Genomic DNA, 14,849 nt, shown 5'->3' with positions numbered 1-14,849 from the left:
CCGTGCCTGTTCGCCGGGCCGGCGTGGTCACTTCGACAGGTAGAGCGTCTTCCAGGTCCCCGCGTAGAGGCAGGTGAGGGACGGCTGCTTCTTCTTGCCCTCGGCGCAGACCTTCAGCTCGACCTGGTAGACGTCCCGCCGGGTGAACGAGAACGCCAGCGGCCTCCCGTACGTGCAGTCGCGGAAGCTGCGGTGGACGAAGGGCAGGCCGCCCTCCGCGTCGCGGTACGTGATGCGGAAGACCGCCCAGCCGCAGGTCGCGGACGACCTGGTCAGGTTGTACACCTTGCCGGAGATCCGGACGAGGCCGGCCGTGGGGATGTCGGCGTGGTCCTCGTCCTCGGCCTGCAGGGTGCCGACCGCCTTCGCCTTGCCGCCCGGGGCGGCGTACGGACCCCACGAGGTGCCGGACGCGGCCTGGGCGGCGAGCGGCACGCCGACGAGGAAGGCGGTGGTCAGGGCCAGACCGGTGAGAGTGCGGGTGAGCTTCATGGCAGGGGTCCTTTCGCGCTGCGGTTGCCCGCAGTCTGGAACGGACCGCTTTCAATTCTCTTGATCCCCCACTGCACGCCGGTGTCCGGCGGCCGTCGATCACGCCCCCATATCGTGGACGACGTTGTCGAGACGGTCCGCCAGCAGGTCGAGCTGCTGATCGGTGATCGTGTCCCCGTGCAGCTGCGCGGTCAGGTCCCTGCGGCGGATGATGACCAGCCCCTGGTGTGCGTCGTCGATCTCCGCGGCCGGGAGGACCACGCAGTCGCCGCGGACGAACACCAGCGCCGCGTCCGGATCCGGCGCCTCGATCAGCTGCCGGACGCACTCCCGATCGATGAAGGCCATGGCGATCCTCCCTCTCCGTCCCCGGCGCCGCCCGGAGGCGGCCGTCCTGCCTGCCAGCGGTCCGCTACCCGGCCGTGCCGGGCGAAACCCGCCGGAGGAGAATGGCCGGGAGGGCCCTGGGTAGGCGAGGCCGGGAGGAACCCGGGAGAGCCTCCTGGGAAGGACGCCTCGGTGGTGAAGAGGTGACCAGGATGCGCGGACATGCGGGCACCGGCCGCGCGGAGCCGTACGAGCCCTACGACGAGCAGGACCTGCTCGGCCAGTACCTGAGGCAGATCGGCAGGACGCCACTGCTCAGCGCCCAGGACGAGGTGAACCTCGCCCGGCGCATCGAGGCGGGGCTGTACGCGCGGCATCTGCTTGAGGAGATGGGCGCCGGTGATCCGGAAGATCGAGGGCACGAGGGCCCGCGGGTCCCCGACCAGAGACGTGCCGAGGGCGAGCGGGCCCGGCTGGAGGAGCTGCGGGAGATCGTCCAGGACGGCGAGGCCGCCAAGGACCACATGCTCCGCGCCAACCTCCGGCTGGTCGTCGCCGCGGCGAAGAAGTACGGCCATCGCGGCTGGCCGCTCCTGGACGTGATCCAGGAGGGCAATCTGGGCCTGATCAGGGCGGTCGAGAAGTTCGACTACGCCAAGGGCTTCAAGTTCTCGACGTACGCCATGTGGTGGATCCGCCAGGCCATCGAACGCGGCCTGGCCGACAAGAGCCGGACGGTGCGGCTGCCGGTGCACATCCTCGAACAGCTCTCCAAGGTGACCAGGGCCGAGCGCCACCTCGAACGCCATCTGGGGCACGAGCCCACCGAGGAGGAGATCGCCGCGGCGTCCGGGCAGTCCGTCGAGGCGCTCGCCGAGCTGCGCCGCCTCGCCCACGACACGGTCAGCCTCGACATGGTGGTGGGTGATGACGGCGAGACCAGGATGGGCGACCTGATCGCCGACGCCGAGGTGGTCCCCGTCTCGGAGGTGCTGGAGTGCCGGGTGCTGGCCGAGCAGCTCCGCTCCCTCGTCGACACGCTGCCGGACCGCGAGGCGTACATCGTCACCCTCCGGTACGGCCTCGGCGACGGGAAGACGCACACCTACCAGGAGATCGGCGACCGGCTCGGGCTCACCCGCGAGCGGATCCGCCAGCTCGAACGGCAGGCCCTGCGGTCGCTCCGCCAGCCGGAGCACATCGAGCCGCTCCTGTCCTGGACGGGCTGAGCGCGGGGTGTCCGCGCCGCCGTGCGCACGCGTCACCGTGGTGGTCGCCACCCGCGACCGACGCGCCGACCTCGCCCGCTCGCTGCCCCGCCACGAGGCGCACGTGATCCTCGTGGACAACGGCTCGACGGACGGCTCCCCCCGGTTCGTACGGGAGCGGTTCCCGCGGGTCGAGGTGGTCGAGGCGGGGCGGAACCTGGGCGCCCCGGCCAGGAACGTCGGCGTGCTGCGGGCGCGCACCCCCTACGTCGCCTTCGCCGACGACGACTCCTGGTGGGCTCCCGGCGCGCTCGACCGGGCGGCCGAGATCATGGACGCCCATCCGCGCCTCGCCGTACTGGCCGGGCGGGTCCTGGTGGGGGAGGACGGGCAGCTTGACCCCATTTGTGAAGAAATGGCGGCCGGGCGCCTCGGCCTGGAGCCCGACCTGCCCGGGCCGAGCGTCCTCGGCTTCCTGGCCCGCGGCGCGGTCGTGCGCCGCGACGCCTATCTCGCGGCCGGAGGATTCGACGACGTCGTCTTCTTCGTCGGGGAAGAGGAGCGCCTGGCGGTCGACCTGGCCGCCGCCGGATGGGGCCTCGCCTACGTTGAGGACGTTGTCGCCCACCATCACCCGTCCCCGTCCGGGGACCCGCGTGGCCGGCAGGCGCTCGCCGTACGGAACGCGCTGCTCACCGCCGTGCTGCGCCGCCCCTGGCGGGTGGTCGCCATCGGGGCGCTGGCCGCCCTGCGCGCGGGCCCGGCCGGGCGGAGAGGCCTGCGGGACGCCGCCCGCAGGCTGCCGTCGGTGCTGCTGCTGCGCCGTCGCCTCCCGCCGCCCGTGGAGGCGGCGCGGAGCCTGCTCGACCCGTGACCGGTCACCTGACGTCCCGCCGCAGCGGATGATCGCGTGGAACCTCGACCAGCACGATCCGCACGCCGTCCGGGTCCTCGATCCACATCTCGACGAGCCCCCACGGCTCCGTGCGCGGCGGCCGCAACACAGTGACGCCCGCCTCCCGCAGCCGGACGTGCTCCGCGCGCACGTCCCGCACCTGGAACCAGAGCTCCACGGGGGCCCGGTCCGCCTCGGCGGAAGCCGCGCGGCGGCCGGACACTTCAAGGAGGCCCTGCCCGAGGAAGAAGACGACGCCCCGGGCCTCCGGCGGCCCGAACTCGCGATAGACGGCCAGCCCCAGCACCTCGCCGTAGAAGCGATGGCTCGCCTCGAGGTCGCGGGGGCGGATCAGCACCCGGCTGCTCAGCACTTCCATGCGACCCATCGTTCCCGTGAGCACGGCCTGCCACAGCTCCGGCCCCTGTCGGGGGTCCCCGGTTTCGTCCCAGGCCAGAAGGCTGGTTTGCTTGGACCGGCACATCCACCGATACCTGAGGATCAAGCATGCGCAGCGTCGAACCGGAGGTCTTCCTCGTCGCCAGGCCCGAGCTGGACTACGACGAGCTCGCCCGCTACCTGCGGGAGATCGGAGGCGAGACCTGGCTGGATCGGCTGGAGCGGGGCGAGTTCGACGCGCAGAACCTCGCCGAGTTCGCCGGACGTCTGTGCTACCGGTCCTTCGAGCCGGGCCTCAACCCCAACGTCACCCGCATCAGGAAAGACCAGGACTCCTACCTGCGCAACATCCTCGCCAGCGCGCACGGCTCGGTCCTGGAGCACATCAGCTTCAGCTTCGTGCTGCACAACGTCAGCCGGGTGTTCACCCACGAGCTGGTACGGCACCGCCCCGGCGTCGCCATCTCGCAGGAGTCCCTCCGCTACGTCCGGCTGTCGGAGATCCCGTTCTGGTTCCCCGAGTGGGCCAAGGAGGACCCCGAGCTGATGAAGCGCGCCACGGCCCTGCTCGACCAGCTCGAAGAGTTCCAGACGTGGATGGGCGAGCACTTCCACCTGGACGACGAGGGGGTGCCCTTCCACGAGAAGAAGCACCGCACCTCGTTCATGCGCCGGTTCGCGCCCGAGGGCGTCGCCACCGGCCTCGTCTGGACCGCCAACGTCCGCACCCTGCGCCACACGATCGAGGCGCGTACGGCCGCCGGGGCGGAGGAGGAGATCCGCCTCATCTTCGGCCGCATCGGCGAGATCATGAAGGAGGAGGCCCCCGCCCTGTTCGGTGACTACGTCGTCGAGGACGGCGCCTGGGTCCCCGGCTGGCGGAAGGTCTGACCCACTCCGGGAAAAGAACGCCCGGAAGGGCGGCACGTCCCCGCGGGGCCGCCACGGCCGGCCGTGTGGGGATGTGGGGCCGTGAGGTCGCGCTGACGGTTGGCCCGGATCGCTCTTTCGCCGCGATCCGGGCCAACCGGCTATGTCAGCCTATGTTCTTGATCTGGCCGTTCTGGAGGCTCCACCTCAGGTTGGAGGAGGGGTTGGTGCAGTCGCGCCAGAGGTAGACGGGCGCCTTGATCTTTGAGTTGTCTCCGCCGCTGTCGAGGCAGTAGCCCGTGGCGACGTTCTTGATCTGGCCGTTCTGGATGACCCACCTCAGGTTCGGGGAGGGGTTGGTGCAGTCGCGCCAGAGGTAGGCGGGCACCTTCATCTGGGAGTTGTCTCCGCCGCTGTCGAGGCAGTAGCCCGTGGCGACGTTCTTGATCTGGCCGTTCTGGATGACCCACCTCAGGTTGGAGGAGGGGTTGGTGCAGTCGCCCCAGAGGTAGGCGGGCACCTTCATCTGGAAGCCGGCTCTGCTGCTGCTGTTCAGGCAGAAGCCGGTGGCCACCCGTCCCGCGTGTGCGGCGGCCTGCCCGGTCGAGGTTGCGGCCAGGGCGGTGCCACCGGCGGCCGTCAGCGCGAAAGCGGTCAGCGCTGCGAGAGTGGCAGCCCTGGAGCGTCGGACGGTCGTGGGTACGGCTAGTCGCATGAAGTCTCCGATCTTCGGTTGCCGGTGAGACGGTATGTCTACGCCGCCTCGGTCAATTACTTACAGCACATAAATGAATGCGGAGAGTAATGACACGGACCGTATTCGCAGTGTGATGACTTCGTGATGCGAAGGAGCGTCGCGATCGCGCCAAATGCGTCCATAGATCGCATCGGCTCTGAGATATGCGAACAACTGATGAAACCCGGCAACTCGGAGATGTGGCTGGACTACCAGGCACAACGTCGGTCACGGGGGCCGAGCACATGGTGCGGCGTCGTCCGCGCCCGCCGCCGTGGAGAGCTGATCGGGGCCGCCGCCTGCGGGTCGCGGAGCGTGATGCGGTCGTGGGCGGACAGCCGCGCGGGGCGGGTCCCGCCGAAACCTTGGACATGGGATCGGCGGGACCGGCTCCTCTGCGCGCTTCTCGGCGCCGTGTCGCCGCTACCGCTGCGGCCGGGCGCAGGCGGCGGAGGGGCTGAAGATCCAGCACCCCGATCTGGCCGGCGTCGGCACCCAGGAGACCGGCGCGACCCGGGCGGGGGCGATCCGGGTGGGCGGCGGTGCGAAGGCCCAACGCGGCGCCGCCGACGGCGTCACCCCCACGAGCCCCGCTGACGGCTGGTCACTCGTACGGCCGCGCCACGGGGCGAGGCTCCAGCACGACGCGTCCGTCACGGAACGGCAGGACTCGGCGAACGAGATGGCCAGCGGCGGCAGCGGCACCAGGCGCGGGTGCGACTCGGGCACGTGCGTCTCGATGACCGGCAGGGTGAGCGTATCTCCGGTGGTGTCCCCCGTCCTGCCTTCGAGGTCGCCCGCGGGGTCGGGGGACGAGGTCGGCTCATCCTTCGCCGGGTTCGCCGTGGCGGTCGGCATCGGCAGCGTGGGCCGGGGCACACCGGAGGGGGTGACCGTCGGCTTCGGCCCGCCGCCTGAGCCGCCCGGCTTGTCGGCGCTCGGCGAGGGCGTCGGGCTCGGGACGGTGCTCTTCGACGGACTCGGGCTCGGACTTGTGGTCGGGCTCGGCTGCGGTGAGGAACCGGGCGATCCGCTCGCCGCGGGTGTCTCGCTGGGAGCGGGGGTCGTGCCCTTCGTGGGGGTCACGGCCGGGGTGGGCTTCCCGCCGTCTTCTCCGGTCGGCGTGACGGTGGGAGTGGAGGTGGGCTCGACGGTGGGCGTGGCCGCCGGGGTCGCCGGGTCCGTCTCACGGGTGGAGGCGCCCGACGCCTTCGGCGTGGATTGGGCCACCGTGGTGCGGGTGTCCTGGTCGGTGCTCTTCAACGCACGGGAGGTGCGTCCCGTCGCGTCCCCGCCGGAGCTCCCCGTCGAGTCTGTGCTCGATGTGGACGATCTTGAGCCCGTGCCGGACGTCCCCGACCTCGTGCCGGACGTCCCTGAGCTCGTGCCGGATGAGGCGGTGTCGCTCGCGGCCGACCGGACGCTGTCGGAGGAAGCGCCGCCGGAGGAACTGGTGTCGGTGGCCGAGACATCGGTCGTGGTGTCGGAGCCGGATGCGCGGGTGCGCCGCACGGAGCCGTCGGCCGTCGAGGCGGAGCCTCCCGAGGCCGATGCGGGGTCTCCCGGCGCGACCGTGCCGGGCGCACGGGAGTCCGAACCGCCGGACGAGGCGTCCGCGGCCCCGGACCCGCTCGATCCGGACCCGCCCGACCCGGTGGCGGCCGAGTCGCTGACGGAGGAGTCCCGCGTGCCGGAGCGCGTACTCGACGAGTCCGACGCGCCCGGGTCGGCGGCGGCGGAACCGCCGGAAGAGCCGCCGGAGGCGTCGGGGGGCGCGTCGACGGGCACGGAGACGTCCACGGTGGGATCGGCACCCGCCGCGAAGGGTTGCGCGACGATCGCGCCCGTCGTCGCGGACACGCTGACCAGGAGGAGATTCGAGAGCAAACCGGCACGCCGGGAGGAGTTACGAGGGGACATGGGGGGATTCCTCGTTCTAGGCGGTTTTAAGGGGTTTCCAGCCGGCGGCGGCGAACTCGGGGGTACCCGGGAGGGCCGCCTGCGGCACGGTGGGAGGCGTGGGATCGGGGATGTTGACCCAATCGCCCTGGTTCTCGCCGCGCACGCCGGGATACCAGACCATGAGCAGGGTCATCGCGTACGGACTGGAGTACGTCGGGCCGTTGTCATCGCCACCGGTCGTGGCCGTGACCTGCACGAGCACGGACACCTCGACTTGGTCCTGGGCGCGCGGCCGCCACTGCACCCCGATCGTCTGTGTGCGGAGCGAGGCGCCCTCGGGCAGCTTGCCCTCCTTGGGCAGGCCGAGCGTCTCGCGCCATCCGCTGACGGCGGCCCGGGCGCCGTCGCTCGCGGCCTTGCGCTGCTCCGGGGGCGCGTACAGCATCGCGGCCTGCTCGGCCTGCTCGCCGTCCAACGTCCAGGCCGCCTCCAGGGCCGCCGCCGCGGCGGAGACCGCGCCCAGCTCCGTGTGGGGGAACCCGATGGGATAGCCGCCGTTCCCCTCGTACGCCATGGGCTGCGCCAGCGCGACCGACGACGGCGCCGGGCTCGGCGTGGGGGTGGTGGACGCCGCCCCCACGACCCGCCACATCCCGACGATGAGGACGATCGCCACCACGACGACGACCGCCACGACGACGACCAGGGCGGTGCGGATCCGGCGCGGCGGCCGGAGGTCCCAGTCGAGGGCGGGATCCTCGACGACCGGCGGCACTAGCGTCCCGTCCGATCCGGCCGCAGGCCGAAGGAGTGCCCCACGGCGGCCGCGAGCCGCAGGTAGGCGCCGCGGGTGGTGGGCCGCAGCCGCAGCAGGTCCACCTCCGCGCCCTCCTTGAGATGCGGGTCGTACGGCACGCGGATCACGGTCCGGCAGCGCGCCCGGAAGTGGCGCTCAAGCAGGTCGAGGTCGACGTCGGACTTGCTCTCCACCGAGTTGAGCACGACGATCGCGCTCTTGACCAGGTCCGCGTACCCGTGGGCGGTGAGCCAGTCGAGGGTCGCGGCGGCGGAGTTCGCCCCGTCCACCGCCGGCAGGCTGACCAGCACGATCTGGTCGGCCAGTTCGAGGGTGGCGCGCATCGCCCCGTGGAGCAGCCCTGTCCCGCAGTCGGTGATGCAGATCGAGTAGTAGCGCTCGATCAGCCCGGCCACCTTCCGGTAGTCGTCCGCGTTGAACGCCTCGCTCACCGCCGGATCGGTGTCGGAGGCCAGCACCTCGAGCCGGGCCGGGGACTGCGACGTGAACGCCCGCGCGTCCGCGTACCGCATGATGTGGTCCGCCTCGGCGAGCAGCGTCCGGATGGTCGCGGCCGTCTCGGACTTGACCTTGAGGCCGAGCGTCCCCCGGTCCGGGTTCGCGTCGATGGCGATCACCCGGTCCCCGCGCAGCGAGGCCAGCGTGTTGCCGAGCGCGGCCGTCGTCGTGGTCTTGCCGACACCGCCCTTGAGGCTCATGACGGCGATGCGGTGGTGGCCGCTCGCCACGGGCGTCTGCGCCTGCGCGATCAGCGTGCGCCGCTCACGCTCCGCCGCGGACTCCGACGGGATGTACCTGCGGCCGGAGAGACGCCACACGATCCGCCGCCACCCGCCGGACGGCTCGGGACGCCGGTTGGTGAGGAGATGTTCCGCCGTGAGCGGGACCGTCTCGGGAACGTGCTCGGCCGGGGCGTCGGCCGAGGTATGGATCTCTGTCAAGGCACGGTCCTTTCGAACGTGAGCAGTCAGCAGGTGCGCCAGCGCACCGTCGTGGTGATCGACTCGGACGGGCCGTGGACGGTGAGCGGCGCGGTCACCGCCTCCGGATCGCCGCACCAGTAACGGACCCGCAGCGCGCGCACGCTGACGACGCCGCTTCCGCCGCGCTTCAGGGTGCCCTTGGAGGGCGTCACCACCAGCCCGGGGGCGGAGATCCGCCAGCTGATCGATCCCTCGGCGCCCTCCGAGACGGTGAGCGTCATCGTGCCCCGGCCGAACTCGTCGAGCGTCACGGTCGCCGGTATCCGCAGCGGTCCGTTGCCCAGGCTCTGGTCGTCCGCGGGGCCGGGGTCGTCGAAGATCCCCTGGGCGCTCGGATCGCTCCGCGCCGTCTCGACCGCGACGGACTGGAGGGAGCGCGCGGGCGCCTCGCCGTCGAGCGCCGGGCCGAGGATCTTGATCCCTGTCACGGTGCCGGCGGCCCCGGCGAGGACGATGACCGCGATCTTCAGTGACGTGTTCCTGGCGATCGGCCGTTCCCTGGACAGCACCGGAACCGGCCGGGTCGGCTCGTCCGAGAGTGGCCGGCGCCGCGCGCCTCCCGGCCTCCGGTCCCTCGTCCGGCCGGGCCGCTCGTCCTCCGGCTCGGTCAGTACGGCCGGCAGCGGGCCGGTGAGTTCGGCCGGCAGGGGGGAGGGCAGCGGCGCGGACAGGGGCAGTGCGGACGACCCGGCCGCCGGCACGGAAGACGGCACGGAAGGCGGAACGGATGACGGCGCGGACACCGGTGTGGGTGACGGTGGGGACGCGGGTGACGGTGCGGGCCGCGGTTTGGGCCGCGGGGTGGCGGGTCGCGCGGGCTTCGGGGGCGTCCCCGCCGGGCCGGTCGGCGGCGTGCCGGGCGTGGCCGGGGGCGCCGCCGGAGTGATGGGGATCGGCTGGGTCGCGGCCGTCGTCTCCGCCGCTCGCGCCAGGACCTCGCGGGCCCACGCCTGCGTCCGCAGCGCGTTGTACAGGGGTGTGTCGTACCCGGGTCCGTCCGATTCCGCCGCGGCGGGCTCCGGCGCGGACGGCAGCGGCAGGGGGGAGTGCTGTCCCGGCGACTCCGGTTCGGCGGGCGAGCCGGCCGAACCCCGCCGAGACTCCCCGGAGCCGTCCTCGCCCACGCCGGGACGACCGGAACCGTCCGCGTCGATGTCCCCGTCAGGATGGCCGGACTCGCCGGAACCGTCCGCGTTCACCTCCGCATCGGCGTCGCCGGTGCCGGCCTCGGCGGTGCCCGCTGCCGCGCCCGCCGTGCCGTCCGTGGCCTGGCCGGGTTCGTCGGCGGAGACCTCGGCCGCGTCCCGATAGGGGTGGCGGCGGCTCGGAGCGGTACGGCGGCCCGCGTGCGGGGCTCCGGGAGGGTGGTCGCCGTGATCCGTGATGTCGCCGCCGTGCGGTTGGTCCCCGGCGGCGTGGTGATCGTCTCGTTCCGAAGCGGACGCTCGGGGCGCCGCGTGGGTGTCACCGCCGTCGGCCACGCCGCCGGTCATGTCGTCGATCACCCAGACGATGACCTCGGTCGCCGAGCCGTCCGGAAGGTCGCGCGTGTCGGCGGGCCGGTCCGGAGCGGGGTGGTCGGGCGTGGCGGGATCCGCGTCCGCGGTCGTGTCCCCGGTGCGGGCGGCGGCGTCCTCACCGGGAGCGGGCGCGTCCGCCGGACCGGTGGCCGACTTCTCGTGCCGCCCGCCGAGCACGATCGGAGGCAGAGGAGCGCCGAGATCGCCCGGAGCCGCGTGCAACGACCAGGGAGCATCGTCACCCGACGGAGGCGCGTAGGGCGGCGGGGACGTGTCGCTCGTCCCCGCTCCCGGAAAGACGGAGGGACGGCGCGGCCGGGGAACCTGGACCTCGCGCCCGCCAGGCTCTCCGGCCCCCGAGCCCGAACCCGAGCCGAACCGCTCCAGCCCGGACGAGGCCCAGGAGTCAACGGCGGAAGCCGACTTATGGCTAGAAAAACCCCAGGGGGGAGCAGAGTCGGAAGGGGGAGAGGACGGGGCCCCCTCCAGGAGCCTCCTCGACTCGTCCGTAAGACGCTGGAGCGCCGGATGCGAGGTCATCTGCGGGACGGTGTAGCGGATGTTGATCGGCCGCTTGCACACCGCGCAGCCGACGATGTGCGCGGTCAGCGCCAGGCGCCCGTCGGCGAACTCCTCCGGCGCCGGCGCGGCCGGCGGATCGGGAAACAGCACGTCCAGCAGCGGAGCGAGCTCGCGGCAGGCCGGCCGGCCGTGGCTGAGCGCGTCCATCGCGCTCACCATGATCTCGACCAGGTCCTGGGTGCGCGTGGTGAGCCGCCCGGCGTCCTCCACGGACAGATCCAGCACGTGCGCGACGTCCGGGAGCGCCAGCTCGTGCCGGTACATCAGCCGGAGCGCCTCGGTGCCCAGCGGATCGGCGAGCGTCCAGGCGCGCTCGACGGACCGGGGGTCGGGAACCCCCGGTCCCAGCGCCGGCTCCGGCGTGTATCCCGCCCGATGCCCGGGGTCGGCGTGGCAGCGCTGCCGTACCGACCCGAGCAGCCAGGCGGCGGGGGAGACGCCGTCGGGCGGCTCCCCCTGCGCGCGGCAGGCGGCCAGGACGGCGGCGACCACCTCCGGCGCCCTGGCCGGTCCGACCAGGCCCGCGGCGTAGTCCAGCAGGTGCGCGCCGTGGTCGTCGACCCATCGGGGCATGGTCATCAGCCGGCGTACCCGGAGGCGTCCGGCTCGACCTGGCCCGGCGCCCCGGCGGACGTGGGCTGGGCCGAGGGGTTCGTGACCACGAGTTCCAGGTTGCGTTCCGGCAGGCCGGTGAACTTGGTCCAGTTGCTCACCTCACCGGGGGTCGGGTCGGCGTACAGCCAGCGGACGAACGCCGGAAGCGCGCACGAGTCGCGGGGGATGCCGCGCCGGGACAGCTCGCTCCTGGAGTAGTCGTGGCAGGGCGGCGTGCCCGGGGGCGCGATGTTGAGGTCCCAGACGCCGTTCTCGTCCGTGTAGCTCATGCCCTCGTCCAGGCCGAGGGCCTGGGACGCCCGCTGCAGCAGCTCCGGGTCCTGGAGGACGGGGAGAGCGTCCTCCATGCCGGGCGCGTACGCGTTCCCGCCGCCTGAACCCGCGCCGTCTCCGGAACCGGCACCCGTGCCAACTCCGGCACTCGCGCCCGCTCCGGCATCTGCGCCGGTCCCGGTGACCGTTCCGTCCGCCGCACCGCCGTCCGGTCGGCCCGCGGTGCCGGAGACGCCCTCCGTCCCGCTGCCCTCGGCGGACCTTCCCGCGGATCCGCCCCGTTCAGAGCGGTACCGACTGCGCTCTCCGTCCCCGTGGCCGCTCCTGTGGCGGGTCCCGTGTCCGGCGCCGTCACCCGTGCTCCCGGTGCCGGTGCCGGTCGTGATGTCCGAGCCGGCGCCCGTGCCGGTGGTGCCCGTGCTGCCCGTGGTCGTGGTGCCGCCGGTGGCTGTCCCACCCGCCGCACCCGTCCCTGCTCCAGCGCCGGTACCCGTCCCTGCTCCAGCGCCGGTCCCCGTTCCTCCCCCGGCACCTGCCCCGGATCCTGTCCCGGTTCCTGTCCCAGCGCCGGTCCCGGTTCTGGCACCCGCCCCGGTCCCCGTTCCCGTACCGCCGGCAGGCGGGGTCGGCGGGGCCGTGTTCTGCTGGGGCGCGAGCTCCAGCCCGGCCGGGCTCACGATCATGCGGTCGCCGTTCGGCCGCAGCATGAGCCAGTTGCCGTCCGGCAGCACCTTGACGTCGGTGGCCCACGGGCCCGGCATGACCCGGATCAGCTTGTTGTCCGGCCCGAAGATCGCCCGGCTGCCGTCGCTCCGCTCCATCAGCTTGGCGCCGTCCTGAGTCGTGCCGACGACCTTCCCCCACTGGCCGGCGGCCGGAGAGGGGATGGCCGACGGTGAGGCGGCGGCCACGGCGCCCTTGGCCGGGGAAGGCGTCACGGCGGGGGTGGTCGACGTCGTCACGCCCGGCGTCGCCGTCACGGTGACGAAGCTCTGTACCGGGGCCGGGCTCGCCGTCGCGCCGATCGTCTCGGTGGTCGCCGGGGGGACGGTGGCCGCCGGAGCCTTGGTCGGCTCCGGCGCCTTGATGGGCGCGACCACTGCGGGGGGTTTCCCGGCCGCCTTGGCGGTGGGCTGGGGCGTCGCTCCTGCGCCGCCCGCTCCAGCCTTGGGAGTGTTCTTCGTGTCCTTCGGTGTGTTCTTCGGTTCGCTCTTGGGGGTGTTCTTCGGCTCCGGTACCCCCGTCGCCTTGGTATTGCCCGGTTGACGCAGCGCGGCGAACTGGCTCGCCGCGAGCACCGGCAGCGAGGCGCAGCCCTGCGCCGCCGCGTCCACGGCGTGGCCGTCCGTCGTCGTGCCGAGGCAGACTCGCTGCTTTCCGGAGTCGGCCGTGATCGTGCTGCCCGCGTCGGTCCCCGTGAGCGAGGTGGCCAGCCCGGTGCCGGTGGCCGCCAGGGTGGTCCAGGCGTCCACCCCGTCGTCCAGCTGGTAGGTGCCCGCGGTCAGCCGGGCCGCGCTCAGGTCGGTGGGGTGGGAGTTCGTGGCGATGACGGTGCCCACGGCGGTACCGGCCCCGAACACGCCGATCGCGACGCTCGCGGTGATCACCGTCGCGCGTGAGGGTGTCGACATGGATCCACCTCTTCCTCTGCTGGTGGTGACGTCAGGCGCCGTCGGTCTCCAACACTTGGCTCCACTCGCCGAGCACCTGAACAGGATCGGTTGATCCGGCGGGCGGTACGTAGGCGGCGTACATCCGTCCGTACGTCGCGCTCACCCAGCGGCCGAAGGCCTTGCTCCCGCTGCGCACGGCGGCCGCTCCCTTCAGGGAGACCTTCGCGCCCAGGCGCCGGGCGGTCCGGGTCTCGGTTGAGCGGGCCGCGTACCAGATGAGCGCGCCGCCGTCGGCGGTCTGCAACGAGTGGATGGCGCCCTCCGGTTCGTACGACAGGGTGAGCCCCCAGCCGGCCTGCACGAGCTGCTCGCGCTCCCGCTGCCAGAACAGCGCGGCCTCGCTGGTCCACGATCCCTGGGCGAAGCGCTGGTCGGGCTGGGCCTTCTCGAGGCTGGCCAGGTGTGCGCGGACGATCTGGCGCGGGGTCCCGACCAGGCCGCTCGCGTTCTCCGGCAGGCTGACGGCGTAGCCCGCGGAGTCGGTGGCGATGGCGGGCAGCTCCGCCGCGTTGGCCCGGGCGTCGGCGGCCGCGATGACAAGTCGCCATCCGCTGCCGGTCTTGGTCATCACGTCGCTGATGCGGGCCACCTCCGGCTCGTACGACACCGCGACGAACCAGTCGGCCAGGCCGTCGATGTGGCGGGGCACCCACACCCGCGTGTTCGGCCACATGCCCGACGCGACCTTGGTGCCCTCCATTCGCGCGGTCGAGATGCTCGCCTTGGTCATCTCCATCGCGAGGCCCTGCTCCTGCTTCCCGATCGCGTCCTCGTCCATGCCGGCCTGCGCGGACGACATCCCGTGCTGGTAGCGGTCGAAGATCTCACCCGCCTTCTTGACGGTGAGCTGCGGAGACGCGGACTTCGCGGCGGCCTTGGCCGTCGAACGCTTGGAGCCGGACGGGGAGGGTGTCGGTGGCGCGGACGACGCCGCGCCGTCCCAGCCCGCGGCGGCGTGCTGGGGAGGGGACGACGGCGGCGTGTTTCCCTCGCGGGTCACGAGGACGGCGACGCCGAGCCCGGCGAGGGTCGCCACGGCCACGCCGATCGGGATGATCTTTCGCCAACGGGAATCTGAAAGAGTCTCGGGTTCCCACTCCATTGGGGGGCCGATGGCCTCCCACTCGTCATCGGCATGCACATCATTGCGGCGTGGCTGCCTGTCTGGGAAATCTGATGCATACCGAGACACAGCCCAAGATATTAGACTGACACTGATTCGTTGGGAAGGTAAATGAAGGCGGCAAATACCCTACGGGAATAAGTAACCGAAAAGTCGGACTCTGGCAGGTCCGAAACCCGGGAACCCTGCTCTACAAGCACCGGCGGTTCTCTAGAGATTAACTCCACGTTCGGCCGGTTTTGTCGCTACAGATGTGTCCGCACTTTGAGATAGTACGCCCCGTTATGTCAGGCTCGTGACCAAGCCGACCTGCGCGATCTTCAGGCGGTACGCGGCCCCCGGGCCGGCCGCGTACCCGCGCTGAATCCCGGGCCTGATCGACGTCAAGAGGGAAACGCGCCCCCGTTTTGGAGGGGAGGAGCGACTCCGACTAA

13 protein-coding genes are annotated in these 14,849 nt (G+C 72.4%); 3 read left to right on the top strand and 10 right to left on the bottom strand.

All coding sequences use genetic code 11. The features are described from left to right. Nucleotides 1–27 precede the first annotated feature (27 nt). Nucleotides 28–492, bottom strand: coding sequence for a hypothetical protein (locus ACQP1V_RS23585; protein WP_433411764.1), 465 nt, complete (start codon nt 490–492; stop codon nt 28–30). A 99-nt stretch (nt 493–591) separates the two neighbouring features. Next, nucleotides 592–840, bottom strand: coding sequence for a hypothetical protein (locus ACQP1V_RS23580; protein WP_433411762.1), 249 nt, complete (start codon nt 838–840; stop codon nt 592–594). A gap of 191 nt (nt 841–1,031) precedes the next feature. Between ACQP1V_RS23580 and ACQP1V_RS23575 the strand changes: the two genes are divergently transcribed. Together ACQP1V_RS23575 and ACQP1V_RS23570 are read left to right on the top strand one after the other, a co-directional pair. After that, nucleotides 1,032–2,048: a sigma-70 family RNA polymerase sigma factor gene (locus tag ACQP1V_RS23575; RefSeq protein WP_433411759.1), complete on the top strand. Its 1,017-nt coding sequence runs from the start codon at nt 1,032–1,034 to the stop codon at nt 2,046–2,048. Between the two features lie 7 nt (nt 2,049–2,055). Continuing rightward, entirely contained in the window at nt 2,056–2,901 is an 846-nt protein-coding gene (locus ACQP1V_RS23570) for a glycosyltransferase family 2 protein (RefSeq protein WP_433411757.1), read from the top strand. A gap of 4 nt (nt 2,902–2,905) precedes the next feature. On the opposite strand, the gene ACQP1V_RS23565 is transcribed toward ACQP1V_RS23570, so the two are convergent. Next, nucleotides 2,906–3,301 (bottom strand): VOC family protein, encoded by a 396-nt coding sequence (locus ACQP1V_RS23565; protein ID WP_387414270.1) that lies wholly within the window; start codon nt 3,299–3,301, stop codon nt 2,906–2,908. Between the two features lie 128 nt (nt 3,302–3,429). Between ACQP1V_RS23565 and thyX the strand changes: the two genes are divergently transcribed. After that, nucleotides 3,430–4,212, top strand: coding sequence for an FAD-dependent thymidylate synthase (gene thyX, locus ACQP1V_RS23560; protein ID WP_432861045.1), 783 nt, complete (start codon nt 3,430–3,432; stop codon nt 4,210–4,212). A 145-nt stretch (nt 4,213–4,357) separates the two neighbouring features. Here the strand turns inward: thyX and ACQP1V_RS23555 are convergent, their stop codons facing one another. The 7 genes from ACQP1V_RS23555 to ACQP1V_RS23525 form a co-directional block, all read right to left on the bottom strand. Next, nucleotides 4,358–4,906: an RICIN domain-containing protein gene (locus tag ACQP1V_RS23555; RefSeq protein ID WP_433411755.1), complete on the bottom strand. Its 549-nt coding sequence runs from the start codon at nt 4,904–4,906 to the stop codon at nt 4,358–4,360. 444 nt (nt 4,907–5,350) lie between these two features. After that, on the bottom strand, nt 5,351–6,787 hold the full coding sequence (locus ACQP1V_RS23550) for a hypothetical protein (protein WP_433411753.1): 1,437 nt from the start codon (nt 6,785–6,787) through the stop codon (nt 5,351–5,353). 76 nt (nt 6,788–6,863) lie between these two features. After that, on the bottom strand, nt 6,864–7,604 hold the full coding sequence (locus ACQP1V_RS23545) for a hypothetical protein (protein ID WP_387414278.1): 741 nt from the start codon (nt 7,602–7,604) through the stop codon (nt 6,864–6,866). Beyond that, on the bottom strand, nt 7,604–8,587 hold the full coding sequence (locus tag ACQP1V_RS23540) for a MinD/ParA family ATP-binding protein (RefSeq protein ID WP_387414280.1): 984 nt from the start codon (nt 8,585–8,587) through the stop codon (nt 7,604–7,606). Before ACQP1V_RS23540 ends, ACQP1V_RS23545 begins: the two co-directional genes overlap by 1 nt. Before the next feature lie 26 nt (nt 8,588–8,613). Continuing rightward, on the bottom strand, nt 8,614–11,304 hold the full coding sequence (locus ACQP1V_RS23535) for a hypothetical protein (protein ID WP_433411750.1): 2,691 nt from the start codon (nt 11,302–11,304) through the stop codon (nt 8,614–8,616). A 5-nt stretch (nt 11,305–11,309) separates the two neighbouring features. Next, on the bottom strand, nt 11,310–13,250 hold the full coding sequence (locus ACQP1V_RS23530) for a hypothetical protein (RefSeq protein ID WP_433411748.1): 1,941 nt from the start codon (nt 13,248–13,250) through the stop codon (nt 11,310–11,312). A gap of 31 nt (nt 13,251–13,281) precedes the next feature. Further along, nucleotides 13,282–14,334: a hypothetical protein gene (locus tag ACQP1V_RS23525; RefSeq protein WP_433411746.1), complete on the bottom strand. Its 1,053-nt coding sequence runs from the start codon at nt 14,332–14,334 to the stop codon at nt 13,282–13,284. Nucleotides 14,335–14,849 lie beyond the last annotated feature (515 nt).

It is taken from the genome of Microtetraspora malaysiensis, assembly GCF_050947145.1.
Lineage (GTDB): Bacteria > Actinomycetota > Actinomycetes > Streptosporangiales > Streptosporangiaceae > Microtetraspora_A > Microtetraspora_A malaysiensis.
Note: the sequence above shows the minus strand (reverse complement) of the source record. Positions and strands in the feature narration are given on the sequence as shown.

Excerpts from the sequence above, each read along its gene's own strand:
- ACQP1V_RS23585 (WP_433411764.1), bottom strand. The coding sequence starts at position 492 with ATGAAGCTCACCCGCACTCTCACCGGTCTGGCCCTGACCACCGCCTTC.
- ACQP1V_RS23580 (WP_433411762.1), bottom strand. The coding sequence starts at position 840 with ATGGCCTTCATCGATCGGGAGTGCGTCCGGCAGCTGATCGAGGCGCCG.
- ACQP1V_RS23575 (WP_433411759.1), top strand. The coding sequence starts at position 1,032 with ATGCGCGGACATGCGGGCACCGGCCGCGCGGAGCCGTACGAGCCCTAC.
- ACQP1V_RS23565 (WP_387414270.1), bottom strand. The coding sequence starts at position 3,301 with ATGGAAGTGCTGAGCAGCCGGGTGCTGATCCGCCCCCGCGACCTCGAG.
- thyX (WP_432861045.1), top strand. The coding sequence starts at position 3,430 with ATGCGCAGCGTCGAACCGGAGGTCTTCCTCGTCGCCAGGCCCGAGCTG.
- ACQP1V_RS23555 (WP_433411755.1), bottom strand. The coding sequence starts at position 4,906 with ATGCGACTAGCCGTACCCACGACCGTCCGACGCTCCAGGGCTGCCACT.
- ACQP1V_RS23535 (WP_433411750.1), bottom strand. The coding sequence starts at position 11,304 with ATGCCCCGATGGGTCGACGACCACGGCGCGCACCTGCTGGACTACGCC.
- ACQP1V_RS23530 (WP_433411748.1), bottom strand. The coding sequence starts at position 13,250 with ATGTCGACACCCTCACGCGCGACGGTGATCACCGCGAGCGTCGCGATC.